Genomic DNA, 14,910 nt, shown 5'->3' on the forward strand with positions numbered 1-14,910 from the left:
GTCATTCAAAACCTTGGTCCACACTAATAAACATAACGTGGACCAAAAATATCGCGAAGTTACTTAAGCTTTAAAAGTTCGCCATTTTCAACCTGATTTTGGTTGTACACACCAGTGTCTAACACCCATCCTGTAACCAGTTTTGCCGGCGTTATATCAAATGCTGGGTTATATACATTAGCATTAGTGGGCGCCCATAAAGCCTCGCCAAAGCTACCGCTAACTCCGCGCACTTCTTGAGGATTACGTTGCTCTATTTCTATATCATCACCACACGCGGTGTTGGTATCAAGCGTGGTAATAGGCGCGACCACATAAAATGGAATGTTATGAAAATATGCAAGTACGGCTAAATTATAAGTGCCCACTTTATTAGCAAAATCACCATTGGCAGCAATACGATCAGCCCCTACCACTATTTTATCCACCTTACCTGCAGCTATTAAACTTGCCGCCATATTATCGCAAATTAGAGTGTAAGGTATTTTCCAGCGCTCAAGCTCAAAGGCAGTTAAGCGACCGCCTTGTAATAATGGTCGTGTTTCATCAACCCACACATGTATGTTGCCATGCTTTTGCTGCGCTTTATAGATAACACCTAGTGCAGTACCAATACCAGCGGTTGCAAGCGCCCCTGTATTGCAATGAGTTAATATGTTGTCGCCACTATTTATAAGTTCGGCGCCACGGCTTGCCATTCGCTCACACAGCTCAATATCTTCAATAAACAACCGCTCGGCTGTGGTAACAATACCGGCAACATAATCGCTTTGCGTTAAAGCTTTACGCAATGCCGCCATACAATGCATTAAATTAACCGCCGTTGGGCGAGTGGCTTCTAGCTCATTGATTGCTTTTTCAAGCTCACCTTTAACTACCCCTTGCTCAGCTAAATACGCCACTAACAAGCTCGCGCTTAAACCAATAAGTGGAGCTCCACGTACTTTTAAACTAATGATCAGCTCTTTCATGGTTTCTACATCATGGCATTGATGCCATACCTGCTGGTGAGGTAGTAAATATTGGTCGAGCACACTAAGCGACCCGTTTTCATATTTTAAACTGCTTGCGATTAAATTTTGCATAATGCTTAAGGTATTAAAAATGCGTAACGTTATTTTACACCACTTTGAATAACTCTCAAGTTGGACTTATAGACATCTAAACATTTAAAGGTATAGAATGCTTAAAAGCTGATTTTTGAGATTTAAACCATGACTAACTATGTTGCTTTTAATGCACAGCGCGCTATCGATTATGTATCGACATTAATTGAATCTAAACAATGTAATTTTTTTGCTCCCGGACAAGCCTTATCGGCATATGAGTTTGGTGATGGCAATCTTAATTTAGTATTTAGAATTACTGATGAGCAAAACAATAGTGTTATTTTAAAGCAAGCTCTGCCTTACGCTCGTTGCGTGGGTGAGTCGTGGCCATTAACGCTTGATAGAGCTCGTATAGAAGCACAAGTTTTGCTTAATCATGGCGCTATTTGCCCAACTTATACTGCTAGGGTTTTACATTATAGTGAAATGCAAGCACTGACTATTTTAGAAGATTTAGGTAATTTACAAATACTGCGAACTGCACAAAATAATGCTGAGCAATTTCCTAAATTAGCGCAGCACGTAGCTACCTACTTAAGCCATACTGGTTTTTATAATTCAGATTTTTATTTAACCGCACAAACTAAAAAAGCGCTCGTTAGCCAATTTACTAACCCTGAGCTTTGCCAAATCACTGAAGACTTATTTTTTAGCGATCCGTACATTGAGCACGAACGCAATAACTACCCAGAGCAACTACAAAGCGAAGTTGATGCAATACAAAAAAACAGCGCATTAAAGTTAGAAATAGCAAAATTAAAAGCTAATTTTTTATCTAACCCGCAAACATTACTCCATGGTGATATGCATAGCGGCAGTATTTTTGTTGATTGTAATAATACAAAGATGATCGATCCTGAGTTTGGTTTTTTTGGTCCTGCTGGGTTCGATATTGGCTCTTTTATTGGTAATTTACTTTTAAATTACTGCGCACAATACGGGCATATTAAAGATTTTTTGGCTCGTCGTAATTATCAAACCCACTTATTAAGCACCCTTGTTGAATGCTATACCTTATTTGAACAACATTGGCTTACGCTTATAAATGAGCACACTACTGATAATGCGCTAAAGGTTACAGGCTACGGTGAATACTTTATAAAAGGCGTATTGCAAGACGCCATTGGTTACTGTGGTGCTGAGTTAATTAGGCGTACCATAGGACTCGCACATGTAACCGATATAGATAGTATTGGTGATGAGAAGGCGCGTCTTATAGTGCAAAAACAAACATTAGCACTAGGCGAGCAACTTATTTTAAATGCCCAAACATGCGACAACAAAGAAGCATTTTTTAGTTTATTAATAAGCCAATTAAACTAAAAAAAGGCGCTATTAGCGCCTTTTTTAGTTAGTTAAAAACTTACTTGTAGTTTTCGTAAATTTTATCGAGCGGTTCTGATAAACCACTTTCTTGCACTATACGTACATGTTCACGTTTTAATTCGCGTGCACTAGTCACACCACAAGAATGGGCTATTAGCCCAGCTCCGTAATGAATGTATTTATTATAGTTAGCTACTCGTTGCGCTTTATCAGCTACATTTAAGCCGCGTTGCAAACGCTCGTTATGCGTAGTGATCCCGGTCGGACAGGTATCTTTATTACATTGCATTGCCTGAATACAGCCCAGTGCAAACATATGCCCTCGAGCCGATACAACAAAATCAGCACCCAGCGCTAACGCCCAAGCCACCTTTGAAGGGACAATTAATTTACCTGAGGCGATTATTTTAATACGATCTCGCAGCCCATGTTTTTCAAGCATGTTAACCACAAGCGGTAAACTTTCACGAAGTGGTAAACCCACTGAGTCCATAAGCGGTTGTGGTGCAGCGCCCGTACCACCATCAGCACTATCTATGGTAATAAAGTCAGGCGCGGACTCTATACCACGATGGTTTATTTCAGCGAACAACGTTTCTAACCATCCGTAAGCACCAATTACCGCCTTAAAGCCTGTAGGCTTACCTGTCGCGTTACGCACAGTGGCAATCATATCGAGAATATCGGCTGGGTTTTTAATTTCAGGATGACCATTGGGACTAATAGAATCTTGCCCTTCGGGAATTCCCCTAATTTTAGCAATTTCGGCGTTAACTTTGCGCCCTGGTAACATACCGCCTTTACCTGGTTTAGCACCTTGGCTCATTTTAAGCTCAAACATTTTTACTTGTTCATGTGCCGCAATTTCTTTTAGCTTTTCGGTACTTAAATTTCCATGCTCGTCTCGTGCACCATATTTAGCTGTACCAATCTGAAACACTAAATCGGCACCACCTTCTAAGTGATAAGGACTCAATCCCCCTTCACCGGTGTTCATCCAACAACCTGCCAATTTAGCGCCTTTAGACAGAGCTCGTACAGCTGGCTTTGAAAGCGCGCCAAAACTCATACCAGATACATTGAATAACGAGTTGGTTGTGTAAGGTGTTTTACAGTATGGACCCAAAGTAACATTACTCGGGTCGAGCGCTTCTTCATCTAAAGTAGGAAATGCACAGTTCATAAACATAACCGTACCTGTTACTTCTAAGCTTTGCGTGGAGCCGAATGCAGCCGTACGGTCAACATCTTTTGCTGCACGATAAACCCAACTACGCTCAGCGCGGTTAAACGGCATTTCTTCTCTATCTTGAGCAAAAAAGTACTGTCTAAAAAACTCACCTTGGCGTTCAAAAAAATATCGAAAGCGACCAATAACAGGGTAATTACGTCTAATTGCATGCTTGGTTTGTGTTACATCTCGAATATAAAAAACGACAACGATTAAAACCAATAACCCTAAAACAACAATAAACATACTTGCAAATACATCAATACTAAACATTATAAAATTACTCACCCAAGGCCCCTTGATGACTGTTTTTAAAATAAAAAAGTGCTATACCACCAAAATGACATAACACTTTTATTTGTTCAAGGCTTTAACTGCCTTATATCTAATTCTGTTGTTTAGCTAACTCTGCTTTTATATATAAACGCACTTGCGTTTCAAGTACCGATAAAGGCACTGAACCATGGCGTAATATTTGATGATGAAATTCACGAATATCAAAGCTTTTTCCTAGCGCTTGCTCTGCCTCAATGCGTAAACGCTTAATAGTAAGCTCACCTATTTTGTATGACAATGCCTGAGCAGGCCACGATATATAACGGTCAGTTTCTGTTTTAACGTTATGCAACGAAAGCGCTGTGTTTTCGCTCATAAAGTTCATGGCGCGCTCTCTGCTCCAGCCATACATATGCATACCCGTATCAACAACTAAACGCGCTGCTCGCCACATTTCATACGTTAAACGACCAAAACGGCTATATGGGTCTTGGTAAAAGCCTACTTCTAAACCTAAATACTCAGAGTAAAGCCCCCAACCTTCACCAAATGCCGAGAGGTAAGCATCACGACGATAGCTCGGCAGATTTTCAAGCTCTGCATTAAGTGATATTTGTAAATGATGGCCAGGCACTGCTTCGTGCAGCGTTAATGCTTCTAAAACATACAAAGGGCGCTTATCTAAAGCGTAAGTATTTACCCAATAATACCCTGCTTCATCATCTCGATTAGAGCCTGAATATCGACCGGTTGTGTATTTAGGTGCAATACTGGCCGGTACAGGTGCTACACCATAAGGTTTGCGTGGTAAGGTATGAAATAACTTAGGCAGTTGTGCATCCATTTTTTTAGCAATATAAGATGCTTCTTTTAAAAGTTGCTCTGGTGTTGTGGCGTAAAATTGTGGGTCAGTGCGTAAAAAGTGGATAAATTCGGCAAACGTGCCTTTAAAACCTACTTCTGCTATCACGTCTTCCATTTCACTACGAATTCGTGCAACTTCTTTTAAGCCAAGTTCGTGAATCTCTTTAGGTGTCATGTCGGTAGTGGTGTAGTACTTAGCACGGTTTTTATAAAAAGCTTTACCGTTAGGAGTTTCTGAAATACCAATACTTGTGCGAGCACCCGATTGATACTGCTCAGTGAAAAACCTTAGGTAGCCTTTATATGCTGGTATTACTTTATTTTTTAAAACTGTTTTGGCTTGTTGTTGAAGTGCATAAAAATCACTCTCGCTTAAGCTTGCACTATTAGTTAAAAACGGTTTATAAAATTCTGATTGAGTTACATCATCAACAATATATGTACTTATAGAGTCTTCGTACCCATTTAATACAGCTTTTGGTTGGGTGAGGCCCGTTTCGAGCCCTTTTTTCATCCAATGTATGTTCTGTTCAAAAAATCGCGGTATTTGCGACAAACGTGCGAGATATGTCTCGAAATCTTGCTCTTCTTTGTATTGAGAGCTGTTGATGATATTCGACAACCCTGAATGAAAACCATATTCTGATGTAAGCGGCATGTAATGTGCGTTAAACACATACTCGTCCACGCTATTTTGTACCTGAGCACGAATAATACTTAAGTTAATTTGATTTTCGTCACTAAGCTGGGCTGCGTCTAGGGCATCTAAATTAGCTAATAATTGCGTTTTATTTTTATATTGCTGCGCTAAAAATTCTGGTGATAAATTTGCTAATAGATAACCATCAATCCCTTTCGAACTACTATAAGGACTAATGCTTTCTCTATATTCAACAATAGATTGTGCAACTTGAGTAAATTGCTCATTCGCATTGGGTGTCGTTATTTGACATGCACTTAGTGAGCATAAAACTGTTATGCCAAAAAGAGGTTGGCGAAGTATTTTCGGTAAAAAAAGATTCATTATTATTTAACTTGATAACGCAATTGATTGCATAAAACTATCGTAGGCTACATAAATAGCAAGTAAATGAGACAAACTAGCATACTGAAATAATGCTACATACGGTAATAGAGGTAAAAACCAGCCTAATTGATGAGAAAAACAACAATTAGGCTGCTAAAATAAAATTTAAGTTCCCTAACTATCGTTTTTGCTTTTAAATAGCCCGAATAATGATTACTGTATAAAAAATAATAAAAAGCTTGGATGCATAACCGACTCATGGAATGAGATATTTCAAATTTGCACTTATTCGTACTTAGTTGGTATTTAAAATGATGTTCCATGATTCCATGGCTATTGCACAAGAAAAAATGACCAAAGTGTGTGTTTTTTTAGAGCGCTATGCACTTCCTCCTACACCGCTCAATTATCAAGTTATTTATACTTATACCAGCCAAATTAATCTTAAGCTGAATAAAGCTTTAGACCGCGCTATCGCTGTTGAAGACAATATAGATAGTATTCTAATTGAACAACTACATTCTGAGTTTTTAAATACCGGTCACACAGCGCAAGTTAGCATGATTAAAAATGTTGATGGTGTTATAAATTCACTCTCACACAACGCTCAAATAACTGAAAAACAGATAGTCCGTTTTGCTGGGAAAATCAACGAGTGTGTACATACCCTTGATGAAAATAATATAGAACAAAGCCAACAAGCATTAAATACTCTCAATAACCAAACCACTGAATTACTAAACCAACACAGACAATTTAAGCAAGAATTAAGTAAAGCTAAACAGCTACACGAAAAAACACAAAAGCAGCTAACACAACTTCGAAAACAATATATTGTTGATAGCCAAACAGGGCTTTATAAGCGCCATTACTTAACACAACAAACCCAAGTATGGAAAAATCAACAAAAATCTATCTGCGCCATAGCGATTCAAATAGATAACCTTGATCACTTTACTGAAAATCACGGTGATATTATTGGTGAAGTCATTTTGAATAAAGTAGCCAAACAAGTACAAAAATATGTTTTTCAAAGTGGTTTACCTGGCCGTACAGCTAAAGATCAATTTACCGTCTTACTCGCTGACATAGACCCAGAAACAGCCAATGTTATTGCTGAGAAAGTCCGAAATGGAGTCGAAAAGCTTCGCTTTGTTAGTTCAAAAACAGGCATTAAACTACCTATTATTGGCTTATCACTAGGAATTGCTCAGCATCAGCAAGAAGATGATTTTAATCAGTTAGCAAAAAAAGCATCTCATGCAGCTTTTAAAGCACATTCATTAGGGCAAAGTAGCTACACTGCTGGGCAATAAATTACCTGATAAATCATATTCAAATTGCACCTACTGCGTACAATAAAGTACACTAACCTCTCTTGTCACGATAGAGATTAATCATGAACGAAACCGAACAAAAGACCACGCATTTTGGTTATAAAACAGTAGCCGAGAACGATAAAGCTTCTATGGTTGCTGATGTATTTCACTCAGTAGCTGCAAAATACGATGTAATGAATGATTTAATGTCTTTTGGTGTGCATCGTTTATGGAAACGTCAAACTATTGCAAGCTCAGGTGTTCGTAAAGGCCATCATGTACTCGATTTAGCCGGTGGCACTGGCGACTTAACGGCAAAGTTTAGTCAATTAGTTGGCGAAACGGGTCAAGTTGTCTTAGGTGATATAAACTCATCTATGCTTAAGGTTGGTCGTGAAAAACTACATAATCTTGGGTTAGTGGGCAATATCGACTACGTACAAATGAATGCTGAAATGCTGCCATTCCCAGATAATAGTTTTGATGTGATCACTATTGCCTTTGGTTTACGTAATGTTACCGATAAAGACAAAGCTCTGCGCTCTATGTACCGCATTTTAAAGCCAGGTGGTCGTTTACTTGTTTTAGAGTTTTCAAAACCAGAGCATGACGTACTTAGTAAAGCTTACGATTTTTACTCATTTAATTTATTGCCTACAATGGGTAAGCTAGTTGCTAACGACAGTGAATCGTATAAGTATTTAGCTGAATCTATTCGTATGCATCCAGATCAAGACACGCTAAAAGCGATGATGGAAGATGCAGGCTTTGAGCAAACAACATACCAAAACCTAACAGGCGGAATTGTTGCGCTGCATCGTGGTTTTAAATATTAAGGCTAGCAGCTATGGCGCTTGAGAAAATAACAAAAAATAATGATGCAATGCCATCTGAATTTTTTATGTTGCCTAATTTTGTACTTTCGCTTATTGAGCGTGTACTAAATCAAGCACTTAGCCTTGACCCACAATTATCCCAAAAGCTAAGCGCAGTTAAACATCAGCGCTTAGTGGTTGAAGTAAGAGATTGGCAACAAAGCATCCAACTTGTTTATAGCGCTGAGCAATTACACTTATACAGTGCTCAAAATAATGAAAACGCAGATTGTATGATCAGCGCAGACATAGACACGCTTTTAGCACTTAAAAACCCAGCTATGCTTACCCAGTTAATTCGCCAAGATAAGCTCGACTTACAAGGCGATTTAAATATTGCGCAAACTTATAGCAATGCATTTTCAGGCATTGATATTGATTGGCCTGAACAGCTCTCTAGATACATTGGCGATACCCCCGCTCAGCAGTTATATCTGCACTTAAAAAAACTAAAACAAAAGAGCAGCAAAACCAATACTAAAATAAGTACAATGCTTACAAGTTTATGCCAAGATGAGCTCGCAATTACTATTCATCCATTAGAACTTGAGCAATTTAAACAAAAAAATAGAGAACTCAAAGGTCAAGTAGCTGCTGTTGAGCAGCGTATAGATGCTCTGTTAAACTCTTTTTTACCTTCAAACACCCGCTAAGGATTTTTTGTGTCGACTGCACGTTTGTATAACATCACCAAAACGTTACTTAGCTATGGGCTAGACGAACTAATTCCAAAACATAAGATACCTTGGTTTGGTAAGGTAGCTCGTGGCAGTTTGTTTTGGTTGCGTAATCAGCACAAAGAAAAACCTGCGGGGCTACGTTTACGTTTAGCATTGCAAGAGCTTGGTCCTGTTTGGATCAAATTTGGCCAAATGCTCTCTACCCGTCGTGACTTACTCCCTCATGATATCGCTTTAGAGCTTGCGTTTTTACAAGATCAAGTTCAGCCATTTGAAGGCGCACTTGCACAAAAAATCATAGAAAAAGCGCTCGAAATTAACGATATAAGTGAATTGTTTAGTGAGTTTTCACAAACTCCACTGGCTTCTGCATCCATAGCGCAAGTACATACAGCAAAGCTTATTGATGAGCAAAGCATTGAGCAAGATGTCGTAATTAAGGTTATTAGACCCAATATTTACGATCAAATTAATGCCGATTTAGCGCTGATGGAAAAGCTCGCAAAGGTACTTGCAAAAGTCCATAACGAATCAAAACGCCTGCGCCCCGTTGAAGTAGTCAAAGAATACAAAAAAACACTCTTAGACGAGCTCGACTTAATGCGCGAAGGTGCCAATGGCATTCAGCTTAAGCGCAATTTTGAGGGCTCTGATTCATTGTATATCCCTTCAGTTTACAGTGATTATAGCCGTAGTAATGTCCTAGTAATGGAGCGTATTTACGGCATACCCGTCTCTGATAAAGATGCGCTTATGGCACAAAACACCAATATGAAGTTATTGGCTGAGCGCGGCGTAGAAGTGTTTTTTACGCAGGTGTTTAGAGACAGCTTTTTTCATGCGGATATGCACCCAGGCAATATATTCGTCTCTCGCGAGCACCCTGAAAACCCAATGTATATCGGTATTGATTGCGGTATAGTTGGTACGTTAAGCAAAGAAGATAAACGCTATTTAGCTGAAAACTTTATCGCCTTTTTTAATCGTGATTATCGCCAAGTTGCACAGCTACACGTTGATTCAGGTTGGGTACCACCAGATACTAGCATTGAAGAATTTGAATTTGCGATTCGCACGGTTTGCGAGCCTATATTTAATAAACCCTTAGCTGAAATTTCATTTGGTCACGTGCTCGTAAATCTATTTAATACTGCACGTCGTTTTAACATGCAGGTACAGCCGCAATTAGTACTACTACAAAAAACTTTATTATACGTTGAAGGATTAGGGCGTCAGCTTTACCCGCAACTCGACTTATGGAAAACAGCTAAGCCCTTTTTAGAAGACTGGGTAAAGCAACAAGTTGGACCGCTATCAGTACTGAAGCAAATGTATGCTAACTTGCCATTTTGGGCTGAAAAAATGCCTGAGTTACCTGATCTAATTTATCAAAATTTAAAGCGTACACCACACATTCAACCTCAAGAACAAAAGGTATCTCATAAACCTTTAATATTGAGTTTATTTGGTAGTGCTACAATGATTATGGCAACACTTTGTTATTTACAACACGATTTAATAGCTGCAAGTATTGCAATAAGCTTATCGGCTATTAGCTTTATAGCGGCATGGCGCAGCGCATAAACTGAGTGCTATTTACGCTATTGGGCGTATAATTAGTATTTAAGATAGACATTTAACCATTTTACATATTGGAGAAAACCATGGGTTTTGGTGGTATTAGTATTTGGCAATTATTAATTGTTTTGGCGATCATAGTTTTACTTTTCGGCACAAAAAAACTACGCGGTATGGGTGGTGATATTGGAGGCGCTGTTAAAGGCTTCAAAAAAGCAATGTCGGATGATCAAGCGAGTGAGCAAGAAAAATCAGAGCAAATTCAACAATCAGAAAAAAGCACCGTTGACGACTCAACCAATACTGAAAAAAGCAAAGATAGCAATAAGGTTTAATTAGTATGGGGATGTGGGAGCTTGTTGTTATTTTTATTGTTGGCTTAGTGGTGCTCGGCCCTGAGCGCTTACCTGTTGCTATTAGAACAGTGAGTAAATGGGTTAAAACCGCTAAATCACTTGCTAACTCGGTAAAAGCCGAAGTAAGTGAAGAACTGCGTATTCATGAACTTCACGAAAACCTTAAAAAAGCAGAACAACAAGAACTAAAAGATTTAAGCCCCGAGCTACAAAGCTCGTTAACAGAGCTACAAAAAGCAGCTGAGTCAGTTACTCACAGCTACAAGAAAAAACAACCTGATACATCAAATAACCAACAACTTGATGAAAAAAAGTGAAATTTATCTCTCACTTTGTGGTCAACTTACTACATGGTATAAAAAATAATGGCTGAGGAAGTAAAATCGGGGTTTGTAGCTCATTTAATTGAGTTGCGTGATCGGCTAATAAAAGCACTATTAAGCATTTTTGTTATTTTCATTGCCATAGTATATTTTGCGAATGATATTTATGCCTTTGTTGCACAACCGTTAGTTTCGCATTTGCCAAGCACTGCAACCATGATTGCGACCGATGTAACGGCCCCCTTTTTTGCACCTTTCAAACTTACTTTATTTGTCGCTTTATTTGCGTCGATCCCGTGGATATTGCATCAGGTTTGGGGATTTATAGCACCAGGTTTATATCAGCACGAAAAGAAAATGCTTATGCCTATTCTTGCCTCAAGTATAATATTATTTTATGGCGGTATAGCCTTTTGTTATTTTGTAGTTCTGCCAATTATTTTGGGTTTTTTTACAAGTACCGGCCCCGAAATGATGACCCTTGCGCCCGACATAAGTAGCTATTTAGGATTTGTATTAAAACTGTTTTTTGCATTTGGTGTCGCTTTCGAAATTCCAGTGGCAATTATGCTGCTATGTTGGAGTGGGGCAACTACAACAAAAAGCTTAAAAGAGAAGCGCCCTTATATCGTGGTGGGTGTTTTTGTAGTCGCGATGTTTTTAACACCGCCTGATGTATTATCACAAACATTATTAGCATTTCCGATGCTTCTTCTGTTTGAACTAGGTTTAATTTTAGCAAAATTTTATACCGCCAAACCACAAAAAGAATCTGAGGAATAAAATGAAAAAACAACTACTCCCACTATTGGTTTTACTAAGCGCACCGACTTTTGCTGCGCAAACAGAATTTAATACTCAAGCGTTACAAGCATGTAGCTTTATTGAGAACGACTTTAACCGGTTGCTTTGCTATGACAATACAATTGCAGGTAAATCACTAACAAAGCCAACAGTAACAAAAACGCTTACCCCACCAACTACTAACAATGTACCTCAAGTCGTAGCTGCTGCACCAATTCAAGCAAAGGCAAAAGCTGACGATTTTGGCTTAGAGCACAAAGAATCACAAGTAGAGAAAGAAACTGAAATAAAAGCCATGGTTACATCAATTGATGAGGCTGCTTATGGCGAGTTAATTATTTCGCTAGATAACGGCCAACAATGGCGTCAAATCGGCTCTGATAGCATGCGTTTAAAAGAAAACGATACAATTGTAATTAGCCGCGGTGCATTCAGCTCTTTTCTATTGAAGAAAGATGGTAAAAACCGCTCTATTCGCGTTAAACGTACTAAATAATGTCATATACGTTAATTGATGCTGGAGTTAACTTATCTAATCATCAATTTGACGACCATCATCGTGACGTAATTACCCGTGCCAGTGAGGCGGGCGTTACAAATATGCTTATTATAGGCTGTGATATTGCAAGCAGTCAGCAATCACTTGAACTTGCAATAGAACATCTTCAATATTCTACGGCGGGTATCCACCCGCACGATGCAAAATCAGTGACTAATGAACTAGAAGCACAATTAACTACCCTTGCAAATAATAAGCAGGTCATAGCGATAGGTGAATGTGGCCTTGATTATAACCGTGACTTTTCGCCTCGCGATGTACAACGTAGTGTTTTTAGACGCCAGTTAGTACTTGCTCAAAAATTAGATTTACCTGTTTACTTACATGAACGAGATGCAAGTGACGACATGCTAAGTATTCTAAAAGAATTTAATATTCGCGGTGTACTTCACTGCTTTACCGGTAATTCACCAGCTCTAAAACACTATTTAGATTTAGGTCTTTATATTGGTATAACGGGTTGGGTGTGTGATGAAAGACGTGGTAAAGAGCTACAACAGCTAGTGCCTAGTATTCCTCTAGATCGATTATTAATAGAAACTGATGCTCCATTTTTAATTCCACGAACAGTTAAGCCAAAACCTAAATCACGTAAAAATGAACCTGCACTGCTTCCTTATATCTGTCAAACGGTTGCACAACTTTATCAAATAGATGAAGAAGTTGTGGCCCGTAAAACTACAGAAAACTTTCACCGTGTTTTTGGTTTAGAAGATCGTTAATGGCCTATGCAAAGGCATTTTTAAGCCTATTAGTATTCCTTTGCACTTTTTGCTCTTTCGCAAACCCGGTAATAATAAAACACGATTTCAACTCCCAAAACATCAATAACCTGTATTACTCTTTTGAACCGACTTCGCTATTAGATGCACAACAAAGTAGCCATATACAGTGGCAAAAAAACACAGATGAACCTCTTAATCTAGGGCTAGAGCAGCGTCCTGTATGGATAAAGTTTAGAATAAAAAACACGCTTAGTTATAATACCGAGCAACTATTGTCATTAAACAATCCTCTGCTAAACGACGTTCAAGTATATCAGTTACATAACTCAGAATTACTTTCTCACGCTCAAATTGGTGATGCTTACGCTCTTTATAAACGTACGATTAAGAGTGAATCTTTATTAGTTAAACTGATCAGCCCTGCAAATAGCGAAACGAGTATTATTATGAGAGTGACGAATAGCTCCGGCTTGCGAGTCCCTTTAACGCTGTGGCAACCAGAGGCTTATTTGGCACATAAAGGTAAACTTAATTTACTCTATGGATTGTTGATTGGTTTTGTATTTTCTTTAGGTGTCAGTTGCTTAGTTTTATATGGTTTTTCACGTAAACGCTATTTTATTTATGCTGGTTTAATAACCCTCACGTTGGGTTGTGTATTAGCCTACCTTTGTGGGTTTGGCTTAAGATATATTCACCCTAATTTGCCAGCGTTACAGCAAGTTATGATCCCTATATTACTTATGCTTATTACTTTAATGTTTTTACCTTTGCAAAAGCAAATTTGTTATCCAAGGCCCTCATTTTTACTGACGATTCAAAAATTTTTAGTGAACGCTTTAGCCATTTCGTTATTATTTATTTGGCTACTTCCAAACCACATAGTTACACTATTTTGCTTAATCGCCACCCCTATCATTTTAGGCTTTTATATTGTAACTACGCTTTTATGCGTACGTTTAGCACCCTCTAAACCCAATAAAGCACTATTACTCGTATTGGTTTTTTTCTTGGTGATGATACTTTATTTTACTGTTGCAGTAATGGGGCTATATACTTTTAGCCTAAGTATATTAGCATTTGTATTTACATGCTTTTTTAGCTGCACATTTTGTTTATGTTATAGCGTGATGAAGTTATTTATTTTACAGCGAGATGAAGAAGTAACTTCTCAGCAAGCCTTGATTGCTGAAAATGCAGCTCAAGATACGCTACTTAAAGAGCGCTTAAAGTTACAAGAAAAAACACACCAAGAACTAGAGTCACAAGTGGACGAACGCACCTTTGAATTGCAAGTTACGCTCAGAGAGCTTGAAGAAAAAAACCGTTCACTTGAGTTACTTAATACCGAAGACGCTTTAACCGGAATAAAAAACAGACGTTTTTTTGATAAAAGACTCGTAATGGAACTTCGTCGCTCTCGTCGGGAACAAACACCACTTAGCATTGTTATGCTTGATATAGACCGGTTCAAAAGCATTAACGATACGTACGGACACATAATTGGCGATCAAGTTATTAAAACTGTATCTGACCTAATAAAAAATCATTTAAAGCGACCACTCGACGAAGTTGCCCGTTATGGCGGTGAAGAATTTGTAGTGCTATTACCTAATACCCCAAATAAAGGTGCACAAGACATAGCTGAAAAAATACGCTCAGCTATCTCAGTCAGTACAGTAACGGTTGCCAATAATGATATTCAATTTACAATTAGCGCTGGCATATACACCAGTATTGCTGATGACGTTAGCAATCCTCAGATATTTACTGAGTGCGCCGACAAAGCACTTTATTACGCAAAGCAGCATGGGCGTAATCAAGTAATCACTTTTCCCTTACCGCAGTAGGAGCATAT

The 14,910-nt window shown here is 38.5% G+C and carries 14 protein-coding genes; 11 read left to right on the forward strand and 3 right to left on the reverse strand.

Annotated elements, in window-relative coordinates; genetic code table 11:
• Window positions 1-59: 59 nt before the first annotated feature.
• Window positions 60-1,085 carry an S-methyl-5-thioribose-1-phosphate isomerase gene (mtnA, locus tag GQR54_RS14725; protein WP_166378584.1) on the reverse strand — a complete coding sequence of 342 codons (1,026 nt, stop codon included), beginning with the start codon at window positions 1,083-1,085 and terminating at the stop codon, window positions 60-62.
• A 129-nt stretch (window positions 1,086-1,214) separates the two neighbouring features.
• Between mtnA and mtnK the strand changes: the two genes are divergently transcribed.
• Window positions 1,215-2,432, forward strand: a complete 1,218-nt coding sequence (mtnK, locus tag GQR54_RS14730; protein WP_166378585.1) for an S-methyl-5-thioribose kinase — start codon at window positions 1,215-1,217, stop codon at window positions 2,430-2,432.
• Between the two features lie 40 nt (window positions 2,433-2,472).
• Here the strand turns inward: mtnK and GQR54_RS14735 are convergent, their stop codons facing one another.
• Both GQR54_RS14735 and GQR54_RS14740 read right to left on the reverse strand, forming a co-directional pair.
• A complete protein-coding gene (locus GQR54_RS14735) occupies window positions 2,473-3,939 on the reverse strand; it encodes an FMN-binding glutamate synthase family protein (RefSeq protein ID WP_007579865.1) in 1,467 nt (488 codons plus the stop codon).
• Between the two features lie 112 nt (window positions 3,940-4,051).
• Window positions 4,052-5,830: a DUF885 domain-containing protein gene (locus GQR54_RS14740; RefSeq protein ID WP_166378587.1), complete on the reverse strand. Its 1,779-nt coding sequence runs from the start codon at window positions 5,828-5,830 to the stop codon at window positions 4,052-4,054.
• Between the two features lie 332 nt (window positions 5,831-6,162).
• Here GQR54_RS14740 and GQR54_RS14745 point away from each other — a divergent pair, with 332 nt between their 5' ends.
• The 10 genes from GQR54_RS14745 (at window position 6,163) to GQR54_RS14790 (ending at window position 14,902) form a co-directional block, all read left to right on the forward strand.
• Entirely contained in the window at window positions 6,163-7,149 is a 987-nt protein-coding gene (locus GQR54_RS14745) for a GGDEF domain-containing protein (RefSeq protein WP_166378651.1), read from the forward strand.
• An 83-nt stretch (window positions 7,150-7,232) separates the two neighbouring features.
• Window positions 7,233-7,988, forward strand: coding sequence for a bifunctional demethylmenaquinone methyltransferase/2-methoxy-6-polyprenyl-1,4-benzoquinol methylase UbiE (gene ubiE, locus GQR54_RS14750; RefSeq protein ID WP_024589468.1), 756 nt, complete (start codon window positions 7,233-7,235; stop codon window positions 7,986-7,988).
• Between the two features lie 11 nt (window positions 7,989-7,999).
• Window positions 8,000-8,680, forward strand: coding sequence for an SCP2 sterol-binding domain-containing protein (locus GQR54_RS14755; protein WP_166378589.1), 681 nt, complete (start codon window positions 8,000-8,002; stop codon window positions 8,678-8,680).
• 9 nt (window positions 8,681-8,689) lie between these two features.
• Window positions 8,690-10,291, forward strand: coding sequence for a ubiquinone biosynthesis regulatory protein kinase UbiB (gene ubiB / locus GQR54_RS14760; RefSeq protein ID WP_166378591.1), 1,602 nt, complete (start codon window positions 8,690-8,692; stop codon window positions 10,289-10,291).
• Window positions 10,292-10,371: 80 nt separating this feature from the next.
• Entirely contained in the window at window positions 10,372-10,620 is a 249-nt protein-coding gene (tatA, locus tag GQR54_RS14765) for a Sec-independent protein translocase subunit TatA (protein ID WP_149594401.1), read from the forward strand.
• Window positions 10,621-10,625: 5 nt separating this feature from the next.
• Complete coding sequence (gene tatB / locus GQR54_RS14770) at window positions 10,626-10,958, forward strand: Sec-independent protein translocase protein TatB (RefSeq protein WP_024599713.1); 333 nt, start codon at window positions 10,626-10,628, stop codon at window positions 10,956-10,958.
• A gap of 48 nt (window positions 10,959-11,006) precedes the next feature.
• Window positions 11,007-11,747: a twin-arginine translocase subunit TatC gene (tatC, locus tag GQR54_RS14775; RefSeq protein WP_004334958.1), complete on the forward strand. Its 741-nt coding sequence runs from the start codon at window positions 11,007-11,009 to the stop codon at window positions 11,745-11,747.
• 1 nt (window position 11,748) lies between these two features.
• Window positions 11,749-12,264 carry a hypothetical protein gene (locus tag GQR54_RS14780; RefSeq protein WP_166378593.1) on the forward strand — a complete coding sequence of 172 codons (516 nt, stop codon included), beginning with the start codon at window positions 11,749-11,751 and terminating at the stop codon, window positions 12,262-12,264.
• Window positions 12,264-13,049, forward strand: coding sequence for a TatD family hydrolase (locus GQR54_RS14785; RefSeq protein ID WP_166378595.1), 786 nt, complete (start codon window positions 12,264-12,266; stop codon window positions 13,047-13,049). Before GQR54_RS14780 ends, GQR54_RS14785 begins: the two co-directional genes overlap by 1 nt.
• A complete protein-coding gene (locus tag GQR54_RS14790) occupies window positions 13,049-14,902 on the forward strand; it encodes a diguanylate cyclase (RefSeq protein WP_166378597.1) in 1,854 nt (617 codons plus the stop codon). Before GQR54_RS14785 ends, GQR54_RS14790 begins: the two co-directional genes overlap by 1 nt.
• The last annotated feature ends 8 nt before the right edge of the window (window positions 14,903-14,910 follow it).

It is taken from the genome of Pseudoalteromonas sp. Z9A4, from assembly GCF_011378845.1.
GTDB classification, from domain to species: Bacteria; Pseudomonadota; Gammaproteobacteria; order Enterobacterales; family Alteromonadaceae; genus Pseudoalteromonas; species Pseudoalteromonas arctica.